Genomic DNA, 26,647 nt, shown 5'->3' with positions numbered 1-26,647 from the left:
GCAGTGAATCCGTCAGCGATTGCGGCTAGCTGACAGCCACCTCACGCGTCCTAGAGTTCATCAACTTCAGACCACCTCCTCTCTCGTGTACTCCCAACGTACGCCCGCGATCGAGAGTCGGCAAAGGGTTTTTTCGCAGTCTGCTCTCCGAGGTCGATCACCTGGTCGGCGTCGGTGTTCTCGGGCAATTGATGAGTGACGACGACCACTGTTCGCCCGGCACCGAACAGGCCGCCGTCGGTGGTGAGCAGCTCTCGCAGTATCTGTTCGCCGGAGATTCGGTCGAGATGTTCGGTCGGCTCGTCCAACAGCACGATGGGCGCGGTACTCAGCAATGCGCGTGCGAGAAGGAGTCGACGACGCTCGCCACCCGAGACCGCCTGCGCGCCGCCGACCAGTGTCGTGTGGACGCCCTGAGGCAACGCGTCGAGCCACGGTCCGAGACCCACTCGTCGCAGTGCCTGCGTCGCCTGGTGTTCGTCCACGTCGCCTCGCACCACTCGCAGGTTCTCCAGTATCGAGGTGTCGAACAGGTGCGCATCTTCGGCGAACAGCGCTGCATCCGAGCCGAACCGGGCCGCGAGTGCCCGGAGCATCGTCGTCTTCCCCGATCCGCTGGGCCCGATGATCGCGCTCCGCGCATGTGCGTGGAAGTTCGTAGCAGGGGTCGAGTTTCCACTCACATGGGGAGCCGCATCGATCATGGTCATGATGCGCGATGCCGCGATTCGGCCACGCATCAGTGCGATCGCCGCTGCGGGCAGCGCTGCGGTCGCCTCGAACGCGGCCAGCGGAACCAACACGATGATCGCCAGGGCCATGGGGGTCATACCGCCCGAAGTACCACCGTCCGGGCCGTACAGCCCGATGCCGATCAGCAACGACCCGATCACCGACGCTCCGATCGACAGTGGCTGTGCGGCATCGGCCAGTGCCGACGGACGCGCCGCGCGATCGCGGGCAACCACCGAGTCCTGTGCTGCGCCTGCGGCTTCGGCGAGCGTCGCGTCCAACCGCCGGGCGACTCGCAGTTCCGCAGCATGATCGAGTGCCCGAACGGCTGTCTCGGCGAAGCGCACGTCGGCATCGGCACCGGCTTCCTCGGCGATCCTCGCCGAGCGGGCCGCGAGCATCGGTGCACCCACGCCGGCGATCAGCAACGCCACCGCGAGAATCGCTGCGGCGGCTGGTGCGATCCCCGCGAGCAGGCCCACGGCAGCGAGCATCATCACCGCGCTCACGCAGATGGGAACGACGGCCCGGATGACGACGTCGCCGAGAACGTCCACGTCCGCACCGGTGCGCGCCAGAACGTCACCACGTCGCAAAGCGACCGCGCCGGTCCCGTTCGCCAGTTTCTCGTAGATCCTCGTGCGGGCTGCCGTCGTTCCTCGCAGCGCCACATCATGAGTGGTCAAGCGTTCGAGATACCGAAACACTCCGCGCGAGATACCCAGTGCCCGAACAGCTACGACGGCAACCGACAGGTCCAGTACCGGTGGCATCTGCCACGCCCTGGTGATCAACCACGCCGACAGTGCCGCCAGGGCGAGTGCACTGCCCAGCGTCGCTACTCCCGCCAACACGGCCAGTACGACTCTGCGCGGAGACAGCTCCAACAACGCCAGTGCTCGTCGCAGATCAGACATGCTCGAACTCCCGCTTCGTGGTCGAGTCGCTGCGCACCTCGACGATGCGGTCGGCGGCATGCAGCACCGAACGCCGATGACCGACCATCACCACGGTGACGCCGCGGTCGGCGGCATCTCGAACCGCCTGCAGCACAGTCGCTTCACTCATCGGATCCAGGTGTGCTGTCGGCTCGTCCAACAGCATCACCGGAGCATCGGACACGAAGGTACGCGTCAGTGCGAGGCGCTGTAGCTCGCCGAGGGAGAGCCCCACCCCACCCTGCCCGACGCGGGTGTCCCAACCCTCGGGGTGTTCTCGAAGCACCTCGTCGAATCCGGCTGCGCGGCAAGCGAGTTCCAGTGCAGCCGAATCGGGGATTCCGTGCAGGGTCACGTTGTCGTAGAGCGTGCCCGGCACCAACACCGGCCGCTGCGGGAGCCAGGCCACCTGCGCCCACCACTGTTCGAGCTCGAGGTCGGCGATCGGCACTCCCCCGACACTCACCCCGCCGGTCGACGGCGGAGTCAAGCCCAGGATCGCGTGCAGCGCAGTCGTTTTACCTGCGCCGTTCGGTCCGATCAGGACCGTGACGGTGCCCGCCCGGCACAGCGCACTCAGCTCCGCCGGTGCCGCTCCGTCCCGACTGGCAACGCCGAGTCCATCGAGTTCGATGTCAGCGGCTGTCGCGTCGACGGTGCGGCCACCGCCCGGCCGCGCCGTTCGCCGGTCCAACACCCGGAACGCCCGATCGGCCGCCTCGACGCCGTCCTCGGCGGCGTGAAACTGGGTGCCGACGGCACGCAATGGAAAGTACACCTCGGGCGCGAGGACGAGCGCGATGATGCCGGCTTCGAGTGTCATCTCGCCGAACACCAGACGCAGCCCGATGCCGACGGCAACCAGCGCTACACAGAGCGTCGCAAGCAACTCGAGCACCATCGACGACAGGAACGCAATCTTCAGTGCGCGCATGGTCGTTCGACGGTGGGCTTCGCCCAATGCACGAACGCGAGCGGCCGGCCCGTGCTCGCGCCCGAGCGCGCGCAGGGTCGGCAGGCCGGCCAACAGATCGAGCAGTTGCGCAGACAACCTGGTCATCGTGGTGAGCGTGGCGGCCGCGCGGCCCTTGGTCAGCAAGCCGATCAGGATCATGAAGACAGGGATGAGCGGCAGGGTCACGGCGATGATGGCGGCCGACGTCAGATCCTGTGTGAGGATGACGATCAGGACCAACGGGGTGACGATGACGGCGAGCACCAGCGCCGGCAGATAGCCGGTGAGGTACGCCCGTAGTCCGCCGATGGCACGGGTCACGACGACGGCCACTTCCTCGCGCTCGGCGTCGAGCTCGCGAGGCTCGAAACGCGTTGCCGTCGTCAGTACTTCGATTTCCAGCTCGGCGACGACCCGCGAGGCCGACCGGTGTGCGTAACGCGACTGCGCTCCGGTCGCGAGCACACGAACCACTGTTGCACCTGCCAGCACGGCCAGTTCCGTCGTCCATGCGGCCAACGATCTGGCCGACGGGTCGGTGATGACGCCGGCCAGCACGCGTCCGATTGCCAGTGCACTCACGATGATGCACAGGGTGACCACGGTCGACAGCGCGACCGTGACGAGCACGTAGCCACGGGCGGAGCGCGAGTACTTCCACAGTCGCGGATCGACCGGGCCCTTCGGCCGTGTCCGAGGGTTGGTCACGACTTCACCGACAGCCCGATCGAGTCGGGGATCTGGGCGCTCGAAATACGTTGCCGGAAGACCCAATACGTCCACGCCTGGTAGCCGAGGACGACGGGTGCAGCGAAGGCCGCAGCCCACGTCATCACCTTCAACGTGTAGGGACTGGACGACGCGTTGGCGATGGTGAGATCGAAGGCGGCATCGGTGCTGGACGGCATCACGTTGGGGAACAGGGACGCGAACAGCAGCACGACGACGGCGACGATGGCAATGCAGGTGAAGACGAAGGCCCAGCCCTCGCGCACTTTCGCCGTCAGCGCGACGACGAGCAGCAGGGCCACTGCTGCCACCGCAACGAGTACCCAGGTCCAGGTTTTTCCGTACGCGAGTTGTGTCCACAGCGCGAAGGCTCCACCGACGAGCACTGCCGGAACCGACAGCCACGCTGCCATTTTCACCGAGTCCTCGTGGACGTCACCCGAGGTCTTCAGCGCAATGAACACGGCACCGTGCAGGGCGAACACCACGGCCATCGTCACTCCGCCGAGCAATGCGTACGGGTTGAGGAGGTCGAAGAACCCCGCGGTGACCTTCTTGTTCTCGTCGATCGCGACTCCGCGGACGATGTTGGCGAACGCGACGCCCCACAGCACAGCCGGAACCCACGAGCCGATACCGATGCCGATGTCGCAGCGTCGACGCCACACCGGGTCGTCGATCTTGCCGCGCCATTCGATGGCGCAGATGCGCAGGATGAGCGCCACCAGGATCAACAGCAACGGCAGGTAGAAGCCCGAGAACAACGTGGCGTACCACTCGGGAAATGCTGCGAACAGGGCACCACCGGCGGTGATGAGCCAGACTTCGTTGCCGTCCCAGACCGGACCGATGGTGTTGAGGACTGCGCGACGACGCTTCTCCCCCGTCGCCGCGTCGGGATGGCGTCCCAACAGGGGCATGAGCATGCCGACGCCGAAGTCGAACCCTTCGAGCACGAAGTAGCCGACGAAGAAGAAGGCGATGATGAGAAACCAGAATTCGGGCAGTGACATTGCTATCCCCTAGTACGCGAACGAGAGCTGCTTGGGCTCATCGTCTTCCGATTCCGGTGGGTCGACGTGCGGATGCGCGTCGTGGTCGAGAGGTCCTTCGATGACGTAGCGCCGAAGCAGGTAGAACCAAACCCCTCCTAGAGCGGCGTACAGCAGTGTGAACGTCACCAGCGAAGCGACGACGAGGCCGACGGGATGGTCGGAGACACCCTGGTCGACGGTGAGCCGGATCTGATCGACTCCCGAGAGGTTGGGCGCGACAACCCATGGCTGACGCCCCATTTCGGTGAAGATCCAGCCGGCACTGTTGGCCAGGAACGGCGTCGGAATGGCCAGCAGAGACAGCCACGAGAACCACTTCTGGTCGGGAATCCGGCCACCTCGGGTGACCCACAGTCCCGCGACAGCGAGCAGGGCGGAGCCTGCGGCCAGACCTATCATCATCCGGAAGGCCCAGTAGGTGACGAACAGGTTGGGCTTGTAGTTGCCCGGTCCGAACTGCTGCTCGTATTGATCCTGTAGTTGATTGACGCCCTGCACAGTGGCACCGAAGTCGTTCTCCGCCAGGAACGACGTGAGGCCGGGGATCGAGATGAGGTGCACCACGGATTCGCAGTTGTTGTGGGTACCCACGGTCAGGAGCGAGAAGCTGGCTCCGGTTTCGGTGTCGCACAACGATTCTGCGGAGGCCATCTTCATCGGCTGCTGCTCGAACATGAGCTTGCCCTGAATGTCTCCGGTGATGGCAAGCGCCCCACCCGCGACGATCATGACGATGAAGGACATGCGTGCTGCCGATCGGAACATCGTGCGCGAGTCGGTGGCCGGGAGCGCAGCCTGCGGAGTGACCCCATTGGCCGGGAGGTTGCCGAGCTCGTTCTCGGCCTTCTTCTTGCGCGCCTCGCGCACCATCCACCATCCGGAGATGCCTGCCACGAATGTCGCGGCGGTGAGGAAGGCACCTGCGACCGCGTGCGGAAATGCTGCCAGCGCAGTGTTGTTGGTGAGCAGCGCCCAGATGTCGGTCAGCTCGGCGCGGCCGGTTTCCTCGTTGTAGATCGCGCCGACGGGATGCTGCATCCAGGAGTTGGCCGCGATGATGAAGAAGGCCGAGGCGTTGACACCGATGGCGACGAGCCAAATGGTCGCCAGGTGAACGAGTTTGGGTAGTCTGCTCCATCCGAAGATCCACAGACCGAGGAACGTGGACTCGAGGAAGAACGCGACCAGTCCTTCGAGTGCGAGGGGTGCACCGAACACGTCACCGACGAATCGTGAGTATTCGCTCCAGTTCATCCCGAACTGGAACTCCTGCACGATTCCCGTCGCGACGCCGAGTGCGAAGTTGATGAGGAACAGCTTGCCGAAGAACTTGGTCAGTCGATACCAGGAATCCTTGCCGGTGATCACCCACATGGTCTGCATGGCCGCCACCATCGGCGCGAGGCCGATGGTGAGGGGTACGAGAATGAAGTGATAAACGGTGGTGATACCGAACTGCCACCGCGAGACATCCAACGCGTCCATCGATACTCCGAACTCTTCCACCCGAGCTGTGACGGGCAACACCGCAGGTCAGGGCATTGGCCCGCGACTGATTCGAATGTACTACTACGAGTAGTAGTAGGGAAGAGTCTTTCGACAGGGCCGTTGGGCCCTCAGAGCATCCGGACGGTCTCCACCGCGAGATCGACCATCTCGGGCACCTCGTCCGCGCGGCTGGGCCGCCCCAGAACGACGCCGTTCATCGACGTCACCCGCGCCGCGAGCGTGACGCTCGAAACCAGCCAAACACCTTCCGCTGCAATAAGATCCGCCGGATAGAGATGTCCGTGCTCGCACGTCCAGCCGGCCGCCTCGGCCACCGAGAACAGGGCGGCAACAGTGGTGCCCGCCAGAATGCCCTGTTCTACCGACGGTGTGACGAGTGTCTTACCGCGCGCCACCACCACCGTCGAACGGGGTCCCTCGAGCACTCTGCCCTCACTGCTGAGGTAGATCACGTCGTCCACGCCGTGGCGGGCAGCGTGGCGCAGCGCGGCCATGTTGGTCGCGTACGACAACGTCTTGGCACCTGCCAGCTGCCACGGCGCACCGGCGGAGAAATCGACCGAGTAGCCCCGATCGAGCGTCATGACCGACACCCCGTTCTCCCGTGCGGTGCGCACTCGCCCCGGAAGTGGTCCCAGTGTCACGAACGCCGTCGGATCACCGCCGCCCTCGCGACCTCGGCTCAGCACCAACCGCAGAACGCCCTCGTCCGTGGATTTCTCCGTCCACAGGCCGACCGACTGCTCGATCACCGCGCGCCAGGCGTCCGGATCGGGGGCGGGAAGATCCAGGGCCGCCGCCGACACGGCCAGACGCGCCAGGTGCAGCTCGACGCCGCAGGCCGAGCCGCCACGCACCAGCAGAGTCTCGAACGCGCCGTCACCACGCACGGCCGCCAGATCGTCGGCGAACAATAACGGCCGATCCGCGTCGTGCACTCGGCCGTCCAACGTCACCACTACCGACTCCGACATGCCGCCACCCTAAAGGCTGTGTCCGGGTGCTCCTACTATGGAGTGGTGTCCGATCCTGTGACGATCACCCCGAGTCCTCTTCTCACTCTCCCCGGCGCAGTGCCCTCTCCCGACGACAGCGTCGATGCCGGCGTCGCTTGGCACTACGGCAATCCGTTCGGCGAACAACGCAGTGCCGTCAGCGCGGCCGCCGTCATCGATCGATCCCACCGATTCGTGCTTGCCATCAGCGGCGACGAGCGCTCGAGTTGGCTGAACACGATCTCGAGCCAACTCGTGTCGGATCTGCCCGACGGCAGCTCGGCCGAAAACCTGAGCCTGGACGTCAACGGCCGCATCGAGCATCACTTCGTTCAGACCGATCTGGGCAGGGTCACCTACATCGACACCGAACATGCGCAGGGACCGGATCTGCTGTCGTTCCTGAAGAAGATGGTCTTCTGGGCCAAGGCCGAACCCCGTGAGGCCGACGAACTCGCCGTTCTTTGCGTCCTCGGATCCGACGCGGCGTCGATCCTGGACAAGGCGGGCCTCCCGGTTCCGAGCAAGATCTACGGCGCGTCGGCAGTGGACGGCGGCGGTTTCGTCCGGCGGATGCCCTGGCCGGGTCCGAACTCGTACGACGTCGTCGTCCCCCGCGCAGGTCTGAGCGACTGGTTCCTTCGCCTCCGCGACGCCGGTGCTGTCCCGGCCGGGACCTGGGCGTACGAGGCGTTGCGGGTGGAATCGGTGCGACCGCGGGTGGGTGTGGACACCGACGAGAAGACCATTCCGCACGAGGTCCGATGGATCGGCAGCGCAGCCGAGTTCGGCGCGGTTCATCTGGAGAAAGGGTGTTACCGCGGCCAGGAGACCGTCTCGCGGGTGCACAACCTCGGTCGACCGCCACGCCACCTGGTACTCCTGCATCTCGACGGTTCGGCCGACGGACGGCCCGAGACCGGCGACCCCGTCACGGCCGGTGGCCGCGCGGTGGGGCGTCTGGGGACCGTTGTCGACCACTTCGAGCTCGGGCCTGTCGCCCTCGCGCTGGTCAAGAGAACGATTCCGGTGGACACCGCCCTGGAGGCGGGTCCGTGTGCGGCGTCGATCGACCCCGACTCCATCCCCTCGTACGACGAGGTGCAGGCCGGCCGCGCGGCCGTCGATCGCCTTCGCGGCCGGTGACCGGGACCGTCTCGGCGGTCTGCGTGGTGCATGCCGACGTCCCGTTCGGGCGGCGCGGCGTCGTCGACAGCGGCATCGACAAGCGCCCCGTGCACGGCCCGGTGGATGTGCACGAGCTCGGCATCGGCGGGGACCACTGTTCCGACACCAAGTTCCACGGTGGTCTCGATCAGGCGGTGTACGCCTACGACGAGGCAGAAGCCCGGTACTGGTCCGATCAGCTGGGTGCGCCCGTCGAGCCAGGACGGTTCGGCGAGAATCTACGGACCAGCGGCGTCCCGGTGACCGACGCGGTGATCGGGACGCGGTGGCGCATCGGCACGGTGACGCTGGAGGCAACCATCGCACGCAAGCCCTGCGGCACGTTCGCGCGGTGGATGGGCGAGCCGGGCTGGGTTCGCCGATTCACGGCCCGGGGCGATGTGGGTGCGTACTTCCGAGTGCTCGAGCCCGGGGTTTTCGCCGCCGGTGATTCGGTGACGGTCGAATCGGTTCCTCGGCACGCGGTGACGGTACGGATGCTCTTCGAGGGACGAGACGGCGCGGCGATGCAGACTCTTCTGGACGAGCCCGATTTGGCGCCGAAGGTGTATCGCGATGCGGCGGCGGCGCTGAAATCGTTGCGGAGGCCATGACGCGCAGCACGTAGTTTTCGTGTCGCATCGCGAAGATAGTTTGCCTGTGCACGGATATGCGCAGGTACAGGCAGCGCGGACCCGTGCCCCGGGCGTGTCGCGCCGCCGGGCCCGGCATCGACACGTGGTGCCGTATGCGCATCGCGGCGATTCGCGCGCTAGAGTGTGTGCCAGGAAGAAATACCAACTCTAACGGGGCCGCCAAATTTCCCCAGGCCGCCCCGCAAGTCCGCGAGGGGGCACCGCCATGGGCCGAGGCAGGGCTAAGGCAAAGCAGACAAAGGTCGCTCGTGAGCTCAAGTACAGCTCGCCGACAACGGACTTGGAGAGTCTGCAAAGAGAGCTCTCCGGTGGTTCGTCCAACTCCCATCGTGGCGGCATCCACTCTGACTCGGATGTGCATTCCCGAGTCGAGGAAGACGAGTACGAGGACTGGCGACGCTAGAACTGTGCACTGAACGACTGAGGGGGAGCCGCACTGCGGCTCCCCCTCAGTTGTTCGTGGTGTGACCGGTCGGTCAGAACCTCGGGTGGTTACCCAGCAGCAGTGCGCGCTCGTCGGCGACGTCCTTGCCTGCAGCCTTCTTGACCGTGCCCAGAGTCCAGCAGTCGATGTGGCGTGCGGTCAGTACCGCCAGAGCACGATCGACGTCCTCGGGGGCAACGATCGCGACCATGCCGACACCCATGTTGAACGTCTGCTCCATCTCGGCCCGTTCGACGCGTCCGCGCTGCGCGATGAGGGAGAAGATCGGGGCCGGGCTCCACGTGGTCCGATCGAGTTCGGCCACGAGACCCTCGGGCATGACGCGCGAGAGGTTGTTGGCGAGTCCGCCGCCCGTCACGTGGCAGAACGTGCGCACGTCGGTCTCGGCCGCCAACGCGAGGCAGTCCTTGGCGTAGATCTTCGTCGGCTCGAGCAGTTCCTCGCCGAGGGTGCGCCCGAACTCCTCTACGTGTCCGCCGAGATCCATGTGGTTGATCTCGAGCAACACCTTGCGAGCGAGCGAGTAGCCGTTGGAATGCAGACCGGACGATCCCATGCCGATGACGACGTCGCCGGGACGCACGCGCTCGGGTCCGAGGATCGAGTCCGCCTCCACGACGCCGATGCCGGTGGCGGACAGATCGTAGTCACCGTCGGCCATCAGCCCCGGGTGTTCGGCCGTCTCGCCGCCGAGCAACGCACAACCGGCGATGATGCAGCCCTCGGCGATGCCCTTGACCAGTTCCGCGACCTGCTCGGGAACGACACGGCCGACGGCGATGTAGTCCTGCAGGAACAGCGGCTCGGCTCCGCACACGACCAGATCGTCGACGACCATGGCCACGAGGTCGAGACCCAGGGTGTCGTGCTTGCCGAGGGCCTGGGCGACGGCGATCTTGGTGCCGACTCCGTCGGTCGAGGCAGCCAGGACCGGCTCGCGGTAGTCGCCCTTGAGCGCGAACAGACCGGCGAAACCACCGAGACCGCCCATGACCTCGGGCCTGCTGGCCTTCTTGGCGAGTGGCGCGAACAGTCGAACTGCTCGGTCTCCTGCGGCGATATCGACCCCGGCCGCCGCGTAGGAGGCACCGCCCGAGTGAGTTGCGCTCGTGGGTTGGGATTCCTCGGTCATTCGGCTCCAGCCTGTGTACTCGTTCATGTCAGCGCCCCCAAGCACGCGAAGCGTGCGTAGCGGCGCAGATAGCGCCCTAACGGTACCGGAGTGCCCGCTGGCGGGAAGAATTCACGTGTGCAGCCGCTTGCCCGGGATGGCGGCCAACAGCTTCTTCGTGTACTCCTCCTCCGGCGAGCGCAGAATCTTCCACGGCGTGCCCTGCTCGACGACCTGGCCGCCCCGCAGCACCACCACCCGATGTGCGACGCGATCGACCACCGCCAGATCGTGGCTGATGAACAGGCAGGCGAAACCGAACTCCTGCTGCAGCGCCTCGAACAGGTCGAGCACGGCCGCCTGGACCGAGACGTCGAGTGCACTGGTCGGCTCGTCCGCGACCACCAGATCCGGTCCCAGCACCAGTGCCCGCGCCAGGCTGACGCGTTGCCGTTGCCCACCGGACAGCTCGTGCGGGTAACGCTTGTCGGTGCCGGACGGTAGTTGCACGGCGTCGAGCAGCTCGGTGGTCCTGGCCGCGATCGCATCCTTGGAGCCGTACTTGTGCACGATCATCGGCTCGGCAATGCACTGTCCGACGGTGAGCCGCGGATTCAGAGATGCCGACGGGTCCTGGAAGACGAAGCCGAATCGCTTGCGCAAGGGCTTGAGCTTGCGCTCGCTCACTCCGGCGATGTTCTGCCCCATCACCGTCACGCTGCCGCTGGTCGGCTTCTGGAGCGCTGCAACGCACCTGCCGATCGTCGACTTGCCGGAGCCCGATTCGCCCACCAGACCGAGGGTTTCGCCGCGGTGGATGGTCAGCGAGACGTCGTCGACCGCTCGGAATGCCGAGGAGCCGACCCCACCGGAGAACTGCACCACCAGCTGTGAGACGTCGAGTACCGGCTCGCCCGACGTGTCGATCGTCTTGTCCGACTCCACTGCGGCAAGGGTCGGCACCGCGGCCAGCAACTTCTTGGTGTACTCGTCTTTGGGGGCGTCGAACAGCTGTACCACCGGCGCTTCCTCGACGACGCGGCCGTTCTGCATGACGACGACGCGGTCCGCCAGATCGGACACGACGCCCATGCTGTGGGTGATCAGCACGATGGCGCACCCGAGCCGGTCTTTCAGATCGCGTAGCAGCTCGAGGATCTCGGCCTGCACCGTGACATCGAGGGCGGTGGTCGGCTCGTCGGCGATGATGACTTTCGCCTCACACGAGATGGCGATCGCGATCATGACGCGTTGCTTCTGGCCACCGGAGAGCTCGTGTGGGTAGTACGAGAAGCGCTGCTCGGGGTTCGGCAACCCCACCATCGTCAACAACTCGATGGCCCGCGCCTTGGCCTCCTTACTGCCCATCCGTTCACCGTCCGCGCGGGTGTGCGCGCGCAACGCCTCGACGATTTGATACCCGATGGTGAACAACGGATCGAGAGCACTGCCCGGTTCCTGGAACACCATCGAGATCTTGTTGCCCCGCAGCCTCGCCCACGCCTTGTCGTTCAGCGTGGTGACGTCCTGCCCGCCGAGAACCACGTGCCCGTCGACCCGCGCGGTATCGGGCAGCAGCCCGATGGCGGAGCGGACACTGACGGACTTACCCGACCCCGACTCCCCCACGACGGCGAGAACTTCACCGGGAAAGACTTCGAACGAGACCTCGGTGACGGCATCGACTTCGCCGGCATCGGTGACGAACGAAACGGACAACGACTGCACCGACAACGCGGACTCGCGTGGAGTCACGACACTCGATGTCATACCTTCACCGCCTTCTTGAACTTCTTGCGGGTGCGCAGCAGCGGATTGAGTGTCTCGCTTGCACTTTCACCGACCATGGTCAGACCGAGCACCACCAGCACGATACCGAGGCCCGGGAACACCGACGTCCACCAGATGCCGTTGGAGATGTCCGGTAGGGCCTTGTTGATGTCGTATCCCCACTCCGAGGCGGAGGTCGGCTCGATCCCGAAACCGAGGAAGCCGAGCCCGGCGAGGGTGAGGATGGCCTCGGCTCCGTTGAGCGTGATGATGACCGGCAGTGTCTGCACCACGTTGGCGAGTATGTGGCGGAACAGGATTCGCGGCGTGCCGGCTCCGGTCACCCGCGCGGCGTCGACGTACGGTTCGGTCTTGACGGCGACCGTGGCGTTGCGGACCACCCGGAAATACTGGGGCACGAAGATCGCCGTGATGGCAATGGCCGCGGAGGCGATGCCGCCGAAACTCGACGACTGACCGCCTGCCACGACGATCGAGATGACCACGGCCAGAAGCAGAGACGGGAATGCGTACATCGCGTCCATGAACAGCACGAGCACCCGGTCGAACCAGCGGCCGATGTAGCCCGAGGCCAGGCCGAGGGGAACGCCGATGATCAGCGAGAGAATCAACGACGACGCGATGACCATCAATGCTGTTCTGGCACCGTAGATCACCCGCGAGAACACGTCCTCGCCGCGAACCGAGGTACCGAACCAGTGGTCCGCGGACGGTGCGGCTTGGCGAGCGAAATCCGCACCGGCGTCGCTGGTCTGCGAGAAACCGTACGGCGCGAGAATCGGCGCGAACAGCGCCGCGATCACGAACCCCACCATCAGCGCCAACCCGACGAGCAGTGTGACCCGCTGCAATCCCGAGGTGGACTTCACGAACGCGACGCCGGGGAATCCTCTGCGGTGCGGACGGGTGGGAGGGACGTCGGACAGCACGACTTCGGTGCTCATCAGAACCTCACTCTCGGGTCGATGAGGGCGACGATGGCGTCGGTGACGAAGCTGACGACGGCGACCACCACGGCCAGGAACGTGACGATGCCCTGCACCGCAACGAAATCGCGGGCCTGCAGGTACCGGGCGAGTTCGTACCCCAGTCCTTGCCACTCGAAGGTCGTCTCGGTGAGTACGGCACCGCCGAGGAGGACGGCGATCTGCAGTCCGATGACGGTGACGATGGGAATCATGGCGTTACGGAACGCATGTCGCCTCGTCACCGTGCCCTCGCTCAGCCCGCGCGCGCGGGCGGCGTCGACGAACGGCGATTGCAACGTCTGAATCAGGTTGACTCGCACCAATCGCAGGAACACGCCGGCCGTCAGCAGGCCGAGCGCAAGTGCGGGCAGAACCGCGTGTTCGAGCACGTCGACGGTGTAACCGGTGTCGCCGTACAGGAACGAATCGATGATCAGAATGTTCGTCTTCGGGGATACGTTCTGCAGTGCCAGTTCCACATTGGTACTGGCTCGCCCGGCGACCGGCAGCCAGCCGAGCTTGACGGCGAACAGCAGCTTGAGCAGCATGCCGACGAAGAACACCGGAGCTGCGTACGCCAGGATCGCGAAGATTCGCAGCGACGCGTCACCGAACCGGTCGCGGTGGGTGGCGGCGTAGAACCCGAGCGGGATGCCGACCGCGAACGCGACGAGCAGCGCCCAGAACGCCAATTCCAGTGTGGCAGCACCGTTGACGAGCAGGACATCACCGATCGCGCGATTGTCGGTGGCGGAGCGGCCGAAGTCGCCGCGCAACAATCCGGTCAGGTACTCCCAGTACTGCGTCAGGATCGGCCGGTCGTATCCGGCCTCGGCCTTGCGCTGGGCGATCTGTTCGGCGGGTAGTCGACCGCCGAGGGCCGCGGTGATCGGGTCACCGATCACGCGCATGAGAAAGAAGACGACAGTGACGAGAATCCAGGCAGTCGGAATGATCAGCAGAAACCTGATCCCGAGATAGCGGGCGAGCGCGCCGTATCGTGACGGCGCGCTCGCCTGCTGCGCTTTCTTCTCCCCTACCGGCGTCTGTGCGGTAGCGGGCACCGGTCAGCTCTTGGCGAGAGTGACGAAGCGGAACTTGAACGAGGCGTCGAGGGTCTCGTCGACGCCGCTGATCGCATCGGTGGCGACGGCGATCTGCTTGCCCTCCAACAGCGGAAGGGTGGGCAGGTAGTTGGTCGCGAGCTCGGTCTGAATCTGTCCGATGATCTGCATCCGAGCGTTCTCGTCGGCCGTCGTGCGCTCGAGGTCGAGCAGTGACGTGATCTCCGGGTTCTCGAAATGCGACTGGAGGAAGTTGTCCGGTCCGAAGAACGGCGTCAGGTAATTGTCTGCATCGGGGTAGTCCGGGAACCAGCCGAGCTGGTAGACCGGGTACGCGTCGGCGACACGTTCCTTGGTGTACGTGCTCCACTCGGTGGACTGCAGATTGACGTTGAACAAGCCCGTCGCGTCGAGCTGACTCTTGATCGCGGCGTACTCCTCGCTCGAGCTCGAGCCGTAGTGATCCGGGTTGTACTGCAGGTTGAGTTGGATCGGAGTGGCCACGCCTGCGGCCGAGAGGAACCCGGCAGCCTCGTCTTTGTTGGGGGTCTCACCGTAGACGTCGGAGAAGGCCTTGTTCGAACCCTCGAGACCGGTCGGAACCACGGAGTACAGCGGGGTGTACGTGCCCTTGTAGACGCCGTCGGAGAGCGCCTGGCGATCGACCGAGGCCGCAATTGCCTTGCGCACGGCCAACTTCTGCTCGGGGGTGTTGCCGGGCATCGTGTTCATGTTGAAGACCATGTAGCGGGACTCGCCGCCGGGTCCCTCGTGCACCGTCAGGCCGTCGACGGCTCCCAGCGATTCGACGTCGGTCGGGGTGAGGGAACGCCACGCCACATCGATGGCCTTGTTCTGCACATCGAGCTTCAGGTTGTCCGAGCTGGTGTAGTACTTCACGTTGACCGACGACGTCTTCGGAGTACCGAGAATGCCGTTGTAGTCCCCGTTGGCCACGAAGCTCACGAGCGAGTTCTTTCCGTAGCTCGAGATGGAGTACGGGCCGGCGAACGGCTTGCCCGCAACCACTGCATCGTCGTCGAGCACCTTGTCGGCCGGGAACACCGTCTGGTCGACGATCGGGCCCGCGGGTGTCGCGAGGATCTGCGGGAACGTCTGATCGTTGGCCGCTTTGAGAGTGAATTCGACCGTCTTCTCGTCCGGTGTCGCGATGCTGTCGAGATTGGTCAGCAGCGACGCCGGCCCGTTCGGATCGTTGATCGCGACGATGCGGTCGAACGAGAACTTGACGCTCTCGCTCGTGAGCGGATTGCCGTTGGCGAACTTCAGGTCGTCCTTGAGCGTGCACTTGTAGACGGTCGGCTCCGCGAAATCGCAGCTCTCGGCCGCATCGGGCTCGAGCTCTGAGCTACCGGGAGCGAAGTTCATCAAGAAGGGATACGTCTGGTTCATCACCATGAACGATCCGTTGTCGTACGAGCCGGCCGGGTCGAGCGAGGTGACCTGGTCCGTGGTGCCGACCGTGATGGTCTCACCGCCACCGCCGCCGTCGCCGGATCCACCGGCATCGGTGCGTCCCGAACCGCACGCTGCGGCGGTCAGTGCGAGTACCGACAGTGCGGCCACTGCGGCGGTCTTCTTGCCGTGCTTACGCACAGCCGTTCGTGATGCGGCGCTGTAGCGCTGCATGCGTCCGTCGTCGGGCGACAGGGTCATCTGAGCCTCTATCCAATCGGTGTGTCCTATGTAACTCGGGACAGTACCGATGGACTGTTTCCAATATGTGGCATTGAGAAAACCCTGCTGTTCCCTTACGGAAAAGACCAGGTCAAGGGCGGCTGAGAGCGCTCACATTCGCGTCGTTGTCCACGGGTTGCCCAGCGGCCGACGCCAACAGACCCTCGAGCACGTGCTTGCCGAGTGCATTGTCCGCGGGCAGATCGATGGGGTACTTCCCGGTGAAACATGCTGCACACAAGCGCGATTCGGGCTGCTCCGACGCCGCGATCATGCCGTCGATGGAGATGTAGCCCAATGAATCGGCACCGATGGCCTGCCGGACGCCCTCGAGGATTCCGTCCTCGGAATCGACACCGTTGGCGATCAGCTCTGCGGGAGAAGCGAAGTCGATGCCGTAGAAGCAGGGCCACCGCACCGGCGGGGACGCGATACGTACGTGGATCTCGAGGGCACCGGCCTCGCGCAGCATCCTGATCAGAGCCCGCTGCGTGTTGCCGCGAACGATCGAATCATCCACCACCACGAGCCTTTTGCCGCGAATGACCTCTTTGAGAGGGTTGAGCTTGAGCCGAATACCGAGCTGCCGAATGGTCTGCGACGGTTGAATGAACGTGCGGCCCACGTACGCGTTCTTCATGAGCCCCTGGCCGTACGGGATTCCCGAGCCCTGGGCGAAGCCCACGGCTGCCGGAGTTCCGCTCTCGGGCACCGGGATGACCAGATCGCCCTCGGCCGGATGCTCCTTGGCGAGGCGACGTCCGATTTCCACCCGTGTCGAGTGCACCGAGCGACCGCCGATGACGCTGTCGGGCCGTGCGAGATAGACGTACTCGAACACGCAGCCCTTGGGCTCGGGTGCAGCGAAACGCGAGGACCGAACGCCGTCGGCATCGATCGCCAACAGTTCGCCGGGCTCGATGTCGCGGACGAACGCCGCACCGACGATGTCGAGTGCTGCGGTCTCGCTGGCGACGACCCAGCCGCGATCGAGGCGACCGAGGCACAGCGGCCGAACGCCGTGCGGATCACGCGCGGCGTAGAGAGTGTGCTCGTCCATGAAGGTCAGGCAGAACGCGCCTTTGAGCAGCGGAAGCAATTCCATGGCCGCCTGCTCGATGGTGCAGTCGGCGGCCTTGTGCGCCAGCAGTGCCGTCACGACATCGGAATCCGACGTGCCGTTGCCCTGCAACCGATCGCTGATCAGGCCCGCATCGCGAGCCTTGGTGGCGAGTTCGGCGAAATTCACCAGATTGCCGTTGTGCCCGAGCGCGATACCGGTACCGGCAGTGGTGGTACGGAAGATCGGCTGCGCGTTCTCCCACGTCACCGAACCACTCGTGGAGTAACGGCAATGACCGATGGCCACATGCCCGGGCATCGCGCCGAGTGTCTGCTCGTCGAAGACCTGACTGACCAGGCCGAGATCCTTGAACACGAGCACCTGGGAGCCGTCGGACACCGCGATGCCTGCGGCTTCCTGACCACGGTGCTGCAGTGCGTAGAGGCCGTAGTACGAGAGCTTGGCCACGTCCTCGCCCGGTGCCCACACACCGAACACTCCACACTCTTCGCGCGGCTCGTTCTCCGGCTCGTCGATGGGTTTGCCTACCAGAAGATTCGGACTGTCGACCGACAAATCGGCGTTGGTCACGGGCATTGCTCCCTAGGGGGTCCGGGGCGGGGGGCCGTACCCAGTCTACGGGCACACGGGCTGACACAACGCATCGTGTGTCCAGGAGATTCCCGACGACCGAACGGCCGCTGAATTTCGACGGTCACGCGATGGTCAGCAACGGCAACCAACGACCCACCTCGACGGCCCGGCTGCCGGACGCGTCGATCGAGCCGTCGCCGAGCGCCTCGGCGAAATCACGGGTCCCGGTAGCCACCTGAAGCCATGTCAGAGCATCGGTTTCGACGACGTTCGGCGGGGTTCCTCTGGTGTGCCGAGGACCGACGATGCACTGCACCGCGACGAACGGTGGTACCCGCACCTCCACCGACGACCCCGGTGCGTTCTGACCGAGGGTCCTGGCCGTGGTGCGCACGGCGGCGGCGATCTGTGCCCGCGGAGGCTTCTCGGCCTCGCCTCTGATCCAGCCCGCGACGGCCAGAACGGCCTCGCGAACCTCGGCAGGCCCGACCTCCTTGTGCGGTGGCATCGCCGGTCAGCTCCTTTCGCGTTCGGTAGCCGCGAGATGCGCCAACACGGCACCGCTCGCATTGAGTGCGTAGTGCAGCGCAGCTGGGGCGAGCACACTGCCGCTCCGCGCACGCAGCCACGAGAACACCACCCCGGCGACGGTCGTCGCGGCGACGGTCCCGACCACGGAATCCCCGGCGGCGCGGGCGGGTCGAATGTGCCACAGTCCGAAGAAGATCGGCGACAGGGCAGGCGATGCAGCGTCGAGCACACCGCGGAAGAGCAACTCTTCGGTCAGCACCGTCCCCACCGGAATTCGGAACAGCACCCACTCCGCGAGATCGTCCTCGGACGGTCGGACGCGGCGTCGCAGCGCCGGAATTGCGGCGACGACGGCAGACCCGAGGACAGGAATCGCCGCCGCCACAGCGCCCCACTTCAGGCCGGCAGCGGTATTGCGCAGACCGAGCTCGTCCGCGCTCTTTCGAGACACAGTGGCCACACCCACTGCGAACGAGGCGTTGGCCACCGCCCGCGCACGGGCATCGAGACCGAGCGTGGGGAGGAGGTAGGTGCCCCACGCCGTTGTCGCGAGTCCGGTCAGAATGGGTCGTTCCGCAGGCTCCACTCCGGCCGTCAGAGCGGTTCTCACTTCTCGGGACCGTCTCGTCCGGCGAATTGCTCCATGACACCGCGGACTCGTTCGGTGTCGCGGTCAGTCCAGCCCTCGGGCGCGGCGACGGCCACCCAGCCGTCGAGCACGAGAGTTCCGTAGTTGTGGCCGTGGCCGTCGGGGACGCCCGCAGCGTTGGTCAGGTCGGCTGCCACCTGCCAGAACGTCACCACCGGGAACCAGCGCATGCTCGGCAGTCTGTCCGGCCCCGGCGGCTCGGACAGCCAGTCCGGACGCTCGAACAGCAGGTCGGGTGACCACCAGACCACCGGATCCGACGCATGCTGGACGTACAAGATTCGTGGGGCGTACCAGGGCTGATCCTCCGGCGGGATGCCCGACGAATTGTCGGCGAAGCGAACCGTCAGGCCCTCGGAGTACACCGGCCGAACCTCGGGGCTGCCCGGATCACGCCTGCTGACGAACTGACTCCAGATGCGGTTGTCGTTCGGCGGACCCACCCACAGGACGCCGTCGGTGGTGGCGCGGATGTCCGCCAACCCGTCGAACGCACCTTCACCCGACTTCGTCCCCAGACTTTCGCCGTAGACGTAGAACTTGGGACGGGTGGCCTCCGGCTCCTGCAGCCACCGGTCGTGCACTCTGTCGATCAGCGCCTTGCCTGCCTGGGCGGCTTTGTCGCCCTCGGCGATGAACGAGATCCAACTCGGCAGGTACGAGTACTGCGAGGCGACGGTGGCGACATCGCCGTCGAACATCAGCTCTTCGGCCTCGACGGCGGTCGGGTTGACCCAGCCGGTGCCGGTGGTCGGCACGACGATGAGCGCTTTGCGTTGGAACGCGCCGGTGCGTTCGAGTTCGGCGACCACGATGTCGAGTCGTTCGGCCTGAGTCTCTGCGGTTTCCAACCCCGCGTAGGCCCTGATCGGTTCGAGACTCGGACGTCCGGTGGCCCGTTCCATCTCGTCGGCTCGCAGGCCGCTGGAGACGAAGTTGCGACCCTCGAATCCGAGTGTGTCCCACGGAGCCAACGAATTCGGGCTACCCGACCTCTCGTCGGCGACGGGTTGTTCTGTGCCCTCTCGCGTTTCGTCGTTCTGCAGACTGAACACCGAGTTGGTCACTTCGGAGACCGCACGCAACAGCACACCCTGGACCAGGGCGACGACCAACACCACCAGAACGATCACGCCGAGTGCATTGGCCACCTCGCGCGGCATCTTCACGATGCGATTGATCTGACGGGCCAGCAACCGGACGACGTCGCGTAGCACCCGCGAGATCGAAATGAGCAGTGCGGCAATGGCAATACTCAACGCCCCGGTGCGGAAGTACCCCGTCGTGGTGGTCCCCTCCGCGTCCATGAGCGCGGAGAGCTCACGCTGCCACTGCGCCGAGACCGCCAGCATGATCATCGACGCAGCGACGGCGGCGACGAGTACGAGGACCTTGACTGCGAGTTCGACCTTGCGCGGCAGCGGCCACCACGAGCGCGACGACAGCCACCATCGCGTCACCGCCCAACCCACGGCCACCCCGAAGGCGTACCCGATAGCCGAGTTGATGCCGCCGATGATGCCTTGGAACAGCCATCCGCGAGGGAGCAACGACGGCGTCAGCGACCAGCAGAAGAACAACGCGCTGAACGCGATTCCGGTGAAGTCCAGACGCAGCAGACCCCACGACCACATGACGAACGGATGCTTCTCCGGCGACGGAGCCGAGAACTCCACTGTCGGAAAGTGATACCGATGATGCTGGTCCTGCTCGAGTGTGGGCTCGGTCCCCCTTCGACGCTCCGATACCTGTCCCCCCACCTCGGTCAGCCGAAGAGTCTGGGAAGAGTGCTCTCGAACGTCTCACGCAGTTCCGTCATCGGCACGGAGAACTGCCCCTGGACCTCGATCGAATCCGAGCCCTCGTCGACGACGCCGACGCGCGCCCACGGAAGTCCGCGTGCGGTGCACATGCCGGTGAACCGGGTCTCCTCGGTGCGCGGCACGGCGACCAGGACCCGGCCGGAGGATTCGGAGAACAAGGTCACGAACGGGTCTGCGCCCTCGGGAACGATGATGCGACAACCGGTTTCGCCGGCCAAGGCAGCCTCGACGACGGCCTGAGCGAGACCACCCTCGGACAGGTCGTGTGCTGCCGAGACGAGGCCGTCGCGGGAGGATGCGAGCAGGATGTCTGCCAACAACTGCTCCCGAGCGAGATCGACCTTCGGCGGAACGCCGCCGAGGTGATCGTGCTCGACCTGCGCCCAGATGGACCCGTCGAACTCGTCGTGGGTCTCCCCCAGCAGGATGAGCGTCTCGCCGGGCTCGAGGCCGAGCCCCGTCGGGATGCGGCGATGGACGTCGTCGATGACGCCCAGCACTCCGACCACGGGGGTCGGCAGGATCGGCTCCGCGCCGGTCTGGTTGTAGAAGCTGACGTTGCCGCCGGTGACCGGGATGCCGAGGGTGACACACCCGTCCGCCAAACCGCGTACGGCCTGCTGGAACTGCCACATGACACCCGGGTCCTCCGGCGAACCGAAGTTCAGGCAGTTGGTGACGGCCTTGGGAGTGGCGCCGGTGACCGCGACGTTGCGGAACGCCTCGGCCAGAGCCAGCTGCGCGCCCTGGTACGGGTCGAGTGCGGTGTAGCGGCCCGACGCGTCGGTGGCCAAAGCGATTCCGCGACCGGTCTTCTCGTCGATGCGGATGACGCCTGCATCGGCGTTCTCGGCCAGCACGGTGTTGCCGCGGACGTAGCGGTCGTACTGCTCGGTGATGAATCGGCGGCTGCACAGCTGCGGCGAGCCGATCATCTTCAGCAGAGTGGCCTTCAGCTCGTCCGCGGTTTCCGGACGCTTCAGCGACGCCGTGCTGTTCGCGATCAACGCGTCCTGGGTGTCCGGGCGCTGCACCGGACGGTTGTACACCGGGCCTTCGTGCGCAACGGTTTTCGGCGGTACATCGACGACCGTATCGCCGTGCCAGGTGATCTGGAGATGTTCGCCGTCGGTGACCTCACCGATGACCGTGGCCAGCACGTCCCACTTCTTGCAGACGGCCATGAATGCGTCGACGTTCTCGGGGGTCACCACGGCGCACATGCGCTCCTGGGATTCGCTCGAGAGCACCTCGGCCGGAGTCATGCCGGTGGCGCGCATCGGCACCTTCTCCAGCTCGATGTGCATACCGCCGCTGCCCGCAGATGCGAGTTCCGAAGTAGCACAAGACAATCCGGCACCGCCGAGATCCTGGATGCCGACTACCAGCTTGTTGGAGTACAGCTCGAGGCAGGCCTCGATGAGCACCTTCTCGGTGAACGGGTCGCCCACCTGAACCGCAGGCAACTTCTTTCTGCCGCCACCGGTCTCGTCACCATCGAACGTCTCCGACGCCAGCACCGACACGCCGCCGATGCCGTCGAGACCCGTTCGGGCACCGAACAGAATGATCTTGTTACCCAGACCCGACGCGAACGCCAGGTGCATGTCCTCGACCCGCATGACACCGGCACACAGGGCGTTGAGCAGAGGGTTACCGGCGTAGGAGGCGTCGAACACCGTCTCGCCGCCGATGTTGGGCAGGCCGAGGGAGTTTCCGTACCCGCCGACGCCTGCGACGATGCCGCTCAGGACGCGGCGCGTATCGGGTGCATCGGCAGCACCGAATCGCAGCTGGTCCATGACGGCGATCGGACGAGCGCCCATCGCCATGATGTCGCGGACGATGCCGCCGACGCCCGTCGCCGCACCCTGGTAGGGCTCGACGTACGACGGGTGATTGTGGCTCTCGACCTTGAACGTGACGGCCCAGCCGTCGCCGACGTCGACGACGCCCGCGTTCTCACCGATACCGGCGAGCATCGGCTTGCGCATCTCGTCGGTGGTGGTCTCACCGAAGTACTTCAGGTGCACCTTCGAGGACTTGTACGAGCAGTGCTCGCTCCACATGACGGAATACATCGCCAATTCGGCGTCCGTGGGCCGACGGCCGAGGATTTCCTTGATGCGGACGTATTCGTCGTCCTTGAGTCCGAGTTCCTTGTACGGCTGCGCAACGTCGGGGGTGGCGACGGCGTTCGAGACAGTGTCTGTGGGTACAGAGCTAGCGGACACGAGGAATAGGTCCCTTCGATGGAGCGAAATGCCAGGGAGAGTCTATAAGGTGCCCCCGACATCTACGGCATCGGACGTATCGGCCTCGTGCGAACATCACCTGATGGACATTGCACTGACCGAGGACGATCTGGACGAAACGGGCGTCATCGACCCGTCGATGGTAGCCAAGGGAGTCGACGTACCGCCGAAAGCCGTCGTCTGTTTCTTCGCCGAGGTGATCGAGAGCATCTGCGCGAAAGGCGACGCCCGAGTGGTGTCGATCATGCGCTCCGAGCACGGCGAACACCCCGTCTACGAGATCGAACGAGGCGGACAGAAGCTCGCCGTCTTCCACCCGGGAGTCGGCGCACCGCTGGCCGCCCTGTTCCTCGAAGAGGCCATCGCGATGGGCTGCACGCAGTTCGTCGCCGTCGGCGGTGCCGGAGCGCTGTCCGACGACCTGGGCATGGGACACGTCATGGTGGTCGACAGCGCCGTCCGCGACGAGGGCACCTCGTTCCACTACCTGCCGCCGGGCCGAGTGGTCGACGCCGATCCCGCCGGAGTGGCCGTACTCCAGTCGGTACTGACCGACGCCGGCATCGACTTCGTCACCGGCCGCTCCTGGACCACCGACGCGCTCTACCGCGAAACCCGCGGCCGAGTCTCGCGCCGCGTCGAGGAAGGCTGCCGAACGGTCGACATGGAAGCGTCGGCCTTCTGCGCAGTCGCCCGATTCCGTGGAGTCCGATTCGCGCAACTGCTCTACGCAGGCGACTCCTTGGCCGCCGACTGGGACCACCGCGGCTGGACCAAGGCGACGACGGTGCGCGAACAGTTGTTCTGGCTCGCTGCAGACGCCTGCCTGCAACTCGATCCGCTCTAGGCCCTCGGGTCGCTGGTCTCGGGTTCGCTTCCGGGTCGCTGGTTCACCCCCCCGGATTTCGCAAACGCGCGCGCGTTCGCCAAACGCGAGCGAAACAGCCCCGGAATCGGGCACGAAACTCCGCGCACCTAACGAATGCGCGCGCGTTTGCGACTGACCGACCGGCTACTGCGCAGGGGCGAGGAAGGCCGCCAGCGCGTCGGCGTAGGACTTCACGTCGCCGGCCCCCATCAACTCTCGCGACGAGTGCATGGCCAACTGCGCTGCGCCGACGTCCACTGTCGACAACCCGGTGCGTGACGCGGTGATGGGCCCGATGGTCGATCCGCACGGTAGATCCGCGCGATGGACGTAGCGCTGCAGCGGTACGTCGGCTTGCTCACAGGCCAGCGCGAATGCACCTGCACCCGCGGAATCGGTTGCGTAGCGCAGGTTTTGGTTGACCTTGAGTACCGGCCCCCCGCCGAGTTCGATGCGATGGGCGGGCTCGTGCCGATCCGGGTAGTTCGGGTGTGTCGCGTGCGCCATATCGCCTGAAGCACAGATGGATCCGGCCATCGTGCGCAGAAATTCCTCGCGGCCGCCGCCGCGCCCCAGCACGATGCGTTCGAGCACGGTGTTGAGCAGGTCCGAGAACGCGCCACGGTCGGACATACTGCCGACTTCCTCGTGGTCGAACAAAGCCAACACGGGAGTGACGTCGGTCGGATTCTCCACTGCCGCAAGCAAAGCCTGCGTTCCGGCGTAACAGGTGCCCTGATTGTCCAGACGCGGCGCACTGACCAACTCGGATTCGACGCCTACCACCGCGCTGGGTGCCAGGTCGTGTGTCATCAGTTCCCAGCCCAGTACCGAACCGGGATCGACGCCTTCTCGCTCGGCGACGTAGGAGACGAAGGACCGTGGCGAATTACCCACTCCCCAAATGGCATTGACGTGTCGCTGCGGATCGAGCGTGACACCTTTGCGGTCCTCGGACAGGTGAATCGCGAGCTGCGGAACTCGGAGGATCGGCTCGTCCACCTTGACGAGTACCTCGCGGGCGGTGTTGCCGTCACGCACGCTGAGCCGGCCGGAGATACCCAGGTCGCGATCGAGCCAGGAGTTGAGCCAGGCACCGCCGTACGGCTCCAGCCCGACCATCTGCCAACCCGCCGACTCCAGATCAGGATGCTGTTTCACCCGGAGATTGGGGCTGTCGGTGTGTCCGCCGACGATGCGGAAGGGGCCCTCAGGAGTGGAGCCTGCGGAACGACCCGAATTGATGCGCTCGGTGCTCCAGGCAACGAGTGAGCCGCCGCGGATCAGGTAGTAGCGGCCCGCTTCCGTCGGCCAGGCATCGGTCTCGTCCAGACGCACGAACCCGGCGTCCTCGAGTTGCACCGATACCGTCCGACACACATGGAACGGGGACGGTGAGACGTCGACGAAGTTGCAGAGACCGGCAGCAGAGGCAGAGGACGACATGGGAACCATTGTGTCAGCCGCCGCGTCGAACACCCCGAGAGCACACACCGACCGGGGGAGAAACATGAAGATCGAGCCGATACCGAACCAACACGCCGCTCACGCAACCACACTCGCCATCGTGCGAATGAAAACCATCGAAGCATTTCGTACCCGCGGAGTGGTGGTGCACCGTGAGGACGCCACCACGCTCGGTGCAGAGTCGGGTGCACGCTTCCCGCTCGACAACGTGTTCGCCCGCTGCTCGGGTGCACCCCGGTCGGCGTGGGACGGCATCATCGGCGGCCACGTCCAGGTCATGATCGAGGCAATGCGCGAGTCCGCTCCGGCGTTCATCGCCGGCCTGTCCGACGACGAGTTCTACTCGAAGCTCCGTGAACGCGTCGTTGCGCCGTGCGTATTGGAATCCGTGGGTTCGTACCGTTACTCGGTTCCCCTGCTCGCGGCACCCGATGCGCCGAGGCGGGTGTTGAATCTGTCGTCTCCGAATCGAGCTCTGACGTTGTCCGACAGTCACTTCGAGGGTCGCGACATCGACGCTGCGTGGGCCGCGGGTCGGAAGAACACTGCCGCGATCGAATTCGAGGGAGCGCAGTTGCTCGAACGAGAGGGGGTCTGCATCGAGGTGCTCGACGGCGATTCGATCTATCTTGCGTCGAAGATCGCCGATATGACCACGTTGATTTCGTCGCATCTGGGCGAATGCCTGTACGGCGTACTTTTCGCAGTCCCCAACGCGTACGAATTCGCCTTTCACCGGCCCCGCGACGCCGACGACGCAGTCTCGGCAGCCGCCGCACTCGCCGAGTTGGCCGACGTGTTCTCTCGCGATACACCGAGCCCACTGTCGCGCTCGGTGTTCTTCTGGCGAGACGGCGAGTACTGCGATGTGACGCATGGGCCTACGGGTATTTTCGAGTCCACTTTGGCGGAGCTGCGAGCGTGCGCGGCCTGACTGCGATGACGTGCCGGTAGACCCGCTATTCGGGCGGTGGAATGGTCGGTCGTCGCGCTGCAGCGTCGCGAATCCAGTCGGGTACGGGTTGCTGATCGCGTTCGGCCATGGTGATGTACGCGCGGGCAGCGGCAGCGGCGACCGTTGGCCGCGGTGCTTTGATGTTGCGTTCGTCGGTGGTGGTCATCGCGGGTCCTCCTGCTCGCTCTCGCCGTCAGTGTCCTCGGTTTCGCGCGGTTGCGCCAGTGCGCGACGTGCAGACCGGCCCGCAACTGCCAGCAGCACCTTGCCGCTCAGTGCGCCCTGGATACGCAGAACACGTTGTCGTCGGGATCGCTCAGCGTCACCCAGCGAAAGTCACCCATGGTGTGCTGTTGGATCTCGGTCGCACCCGACTCGACCAGCCGAGCGACCTCGTCGTCGAGGTTCTCGGTCGTCACGTCGAGGTGGACGCGATTCTTACCCGGCGTCGGGTCGTCGACCTTCTGGAAGGCCAGCCGATACGGGGCCGAAGCGAGGGCGACGACGTAGAACCAGCCGTCGTTCTCCTCGACGATCGATCCGTCGACCTGTGAGGCCCACCAGCGGGCGAGCGGGCCCGGGTCGGTGGAATCGAACGTGATCATGCCCAGGGTCAGTGTCATGGCGGA

General features: G+C 65.5%; 23 protein-coding genes. 5 read left to right on the top strand and 18 right to left on the bottom strand.

Translation table 11 applies throughout. From position 1 onward, the window contains the following. Positions 1-50 precede the first annotated feature (50 nt). The 5 genes from QM588_RS08335 to QM588_RS08315 all read right to left on the bottom strand — a co-directional run bounded on the left by QM588_RS08335 (position 51) and on the right by QM588_RS08315 (position 6,892). Positions 51-1,649 (bottom strand): ATP-binding cassette domain-containing protein, encoded by a 1,599-nt coding sequence (locus QM588_RS08335; protein WP_283312582.1) that lies wholly within the window; start codon positions 1,647-1,649, stop codon positions 51-53. Continuing rightward, complete coding sequence (cydD, locus tag QM588_RS08330) at positions 1,642-3,333, bottom strand: thiol reductant ABC exporter subunit CydD (protein ID WP_283312580.1); 1,692 nt, start codon at positions 3,331-3,333, stop codon at positions 1,642-1,644. Before cydD ends, QM588_RS08335 begins: the two co-directional genes overlap by 8 nt. Continuing rightward, complete coding sequence (gene cydB / locus QM588_RS08325; RefSeq protein ID WP_283312578.1) at positions 3,330-4,367, bottom strand: cytochrome d ubiquinol oxidase subunit II; 1,038 nt, start codon at positions 4,365-4,367, stop codon at positions 3,330-3,332. The genes cydD and cydB overlap by 4 nt, the downstream gene beginning before the upstream one ends. A 9-nt stretch (positions 4,368-4,376) precedes the next feature. Further along, positions 4,377-5,894, bottom strand: coding sequence for a cytochrome ubiquinol oxidase subunit I (locus tag QM588_RS08320; protein ID WP_283312576.1), 1,518 nt, complete (start codon positions 5,892-5,894; stop codon positions 4,377-4,379). Between the two features lie 131 nt (positions 5,895-6,025). Further along, positions 6,026-6,892 (bottom strand): aminodeoxychorismate lyase, encoded by an 867-nt coding sequence (locus tag QM588_RS08315; RefSeq protein WP_283312575.1) that lies wholly within the window; start codon positions 6,890-6,892, stop codon positions 6,026-6,028. Between the two features lie 45 nt (positions 6,893-6,937). Here QM588_RS08315 and ygfZ point away from each other — a divergent pair, with 45 nt between their 5' ends. From ygfZ to QM588_RS08300, 3 genes are all read left to right on the top strand, one after another. Further along, positions 6,938-8,059 carry a CAF17-like 4Fe-4S cluster assembly/insertion protein YgfZ gene (gene ygfZ / locus QM588_RS08310; protein WP_283312573.1) on the top strand — a complete coding sequence of 374 codons (1,122 nt, stop codon included), beginning with the start codon at positions 6,938-6,940 and terminating at the stop codon, positions 8,057-8,059. Next, positions 8,056-8,694 (top strand): MOSC domain-containing protein, encoded by a 639-nt coding sequence (locus QM588_RS08305; RefSeq protein WP_283312571.1) that lies wholly within the window; start codon positions 8,056-8,058, stop codon positions 8,692-8,694. The genes ygfZ and QM588_RS08305 overlap by 4 nt, the downstream gene beginning before the upstream one ends. 247 nt (positions 8,695-8,941) lie before the next feature. Further along, positions 8,942-9,139 (top strand): DUF3073 domain-containing protein, encoded by a 198-nt coding sequence (locus tag QM588_RS08300; protein WP_072692062.1) that lies wholly within the window; start codon positions 8,942-8,944, stop codon positions 9,137-9,139. A 73-nt stretch (positions 9,140-9,212) separates the two neighbouring features. Here QM588_RS08300 and purM read toward each other — a convergent pair whose 3' ends face one another. From purM to purL, 10 genes are all read right to left on the bottom strand, one after another. Continuing rightward, complete coding sequence (gene purM, locus QM588_RS08295; protein WP_283312858.1) at positions 9,213-10,313, bottom strand: phosphoribosylformylglycinamidine cyclo-ligase; 1,101 nt, start codon at positions 10,311-10,313, stop codon at positions 9,213-9,215. A gap of 111 nt (positions 10,314-10,424) precedes the next feature. Continuing rightward, positions 10,425-12,062, bottom strand: coding sequence for an ABC transporter ATP-binding protein (locus QM588_RS08290; protein WP_283312570.1), 1,638 nt, complete (start codon positions 12,060-12,062; stop codon positions 10,425-10,427). Further along, positions 12,059-13,027: an ABC transporter permease gene (locus QM588_RS08285; RefSeq protein ID WP_283312569.1), complete on the bottom strand. Its 969-nt coding sequence runs from the start codon at positions 13,025-13,027 to the stop codon at positions 12,059-12,061. Before QM588_RS08285 ends, QM588_RS08290 begins: the two co-directional genes overlap by 4 nt. Further along, positions 13,027-14,022 (bottom strand): ABC transporter permease, encoded by a 996-nt coding sequence (locus QM588_RS08280; protein ID WP_283312856.1) that lies wholly within the window; start codon positions 14,020-14,022, stop codon positions 13,027-13,029. The genes QM588_RS08285 and QM588_RS08280 overlap by 1 nt, the downstream gene beginning before the upstream one ends. A 96-nt stretch (positions 14,023-14,118) precedes the next feature. Beyond that, complete coding sequence (locus QM588_RS08275; protein WP_442972889.1) at positions 14,119-15,765, bottom strand: ABC transporter substrate-binding protein; 1,647 nt, start codon at positions 15,763-15,765, stop codon at positions 14,119-14,121. A 139-nt stretch (positions 15,766-15,904) separates the two neighbouring features. Next, positions 15,905-17,467 (bottom strand): amidophosphoribosyltransferase, encoded by a 1,563-nt coding sequence (purF, locus tag QM588_RS08270; RefSeq protein ID WP_032367510.1) that lies wholly within the window; start codon positions 17,465-17,467, stop codon positions 15,905-15,907. Between the two features lie 124 nt (positions 17,468-17,591). Beyond that, positions 17,592-17,978 carry a sterol carrier family protein gene (locus tag QM588_RS08265; protein WP_283312567.1) on the bottom strand — a complete coding sequence of 129 codons (387 nt, stop codon included), beginning with the start codon at positions 17,976-17,978 and terminating at the stop codon, positions 17,592-17,594. Between the two features lie 6 nt (positions 17,979-17,984). Beyond that, positions 17,985-18,611: a CPBP family intramembrane glutamic endopeptidase gene (locus QM588_RS08260; RefSeq protein WP_283312566.1), complete on the bottom strand. Its 627-nt coding sequence runs from the start codon at positions 18,609-18,611 to the stop codon at positions 17,985-17,987. Further along, entirely contained in the window at positions 18,608-20,284 is a 1,677-nt protein-coding gene (locus QM588_RS08255) for an alpha/beta hydrolase (protein WP_283312854.1), read from the bottom strand. The genes QM588_RS08260 and QM588_RS08255 overlap by 4 nt, the downstream gene beginning before the upstream one ends. A gap of 131 nt (positions 20,285-20,415) precedes the next feature. After that, positions 20,416-22,707 carry a phosphoribosylformylglycinamidine synthase subunit PurL gene (purL, locus tag QM588_RS08250; protein ID WP_283312565.1) on the bottom strand — a complete coding sequence of 764 codons (2,292 nt, stop codon included), beginning with the start codon at positions 22,705-22,707 and terminating at the stop codon, positions 20,416-20,418. A gap of 103 nt (positions 22,708-22,810) precedes the next feature. Here purL and QM588_RS08245 point away from each other — a divergent pair, with 103 nt between their 5' ends. Continuing rightward, positions 22,811-23,575 (top strand): nucleoside phosphorylase, encoded by a 765-nt coding sequence (locus tag QM588_RS08245; protein ID WP_283312564.1) that lies wholly within the window; start codon positions 22,811-22,813, stop codon positions 23,573-23,575. 165 nt (positions 23,576-23,740) lie between these two features. On the opposite strand, the gene QM588_RS08240 is transcribed toward QM588_RS08245, so the two are convergent. Continuing rightward, a complete protein-coding gene (locus QM588_RS08240) occupies positions 23,741-25,051 on the bottom strand; it encodes a M18 family aminopeptidase (RefSeq protein WP_283312563.1) in 1,311 nt (436 codons plus the stop codon). 55 nt (positions 25,052-25,106) lie between these two features. Between QM588_RS08240 and QM588_RS08235 the strand changes: the two genes are divergently transcribed. After that, complete coding sequence (locus tag QM588_RS08235; RefSeq protein ID WP_283312562.1) at positions 25,107-25,997, top strand: hypothetical protein; 891 nt, start codon at positions 25,107-25,109, stop codon at positions 25,995-25,997. Between the two features lie 25 nt (positions 25,998-26,022). On the opposite strand, the gene QM588_RS08230 is transcribed toward QM588_RS08235, so the two are convergent. Both QM588_RS08230 and QM588_RS08225 read right to left on the bottom strand, forming a co-directional pair. Beyond that, positions 26,023-26,184 carry a hypothetical protein gene (locus QM588_RS08230; RefSeq protein WP_283312561.1) on the bottom strand — a complete coding sequence of 54 codons (162 nt, stop codon included), beginning with the start codon at positions 26,182-26,184 and terminating at the stop codon, positions 26,023-26,025. A gap of 106 nt (positions 26,185-26,290) precedes the next feature. Further along, positions 26,291-26,641: a VOC family protein gene (locus QM588_RS08225; protein WP_283312560.1), complete on the bottom strand. Its 351-nt coding sequence runs from the start codon at positions 26,639-26,641 to the stop codon at positions 26,291-26,293. Positions 26,642-26,647 lie beyond the last annotated feature (6 nt).

The sequence above is a fragment of the Rhodococcus sp. IEGM 1354 genome (assembly GCF_030056855.1).
In the GTDB taxonomy this organism is placed as follows: Bacteria; Actinomycetota; Actinomycetes; order Mycobacteriales; family Mycobacteriaceae; genus Rhodococcoides.
Note: the sequence above shows the minus strand (reverse complement) of the source record. Positions and strands in the feature narration are given on the sequence as shown.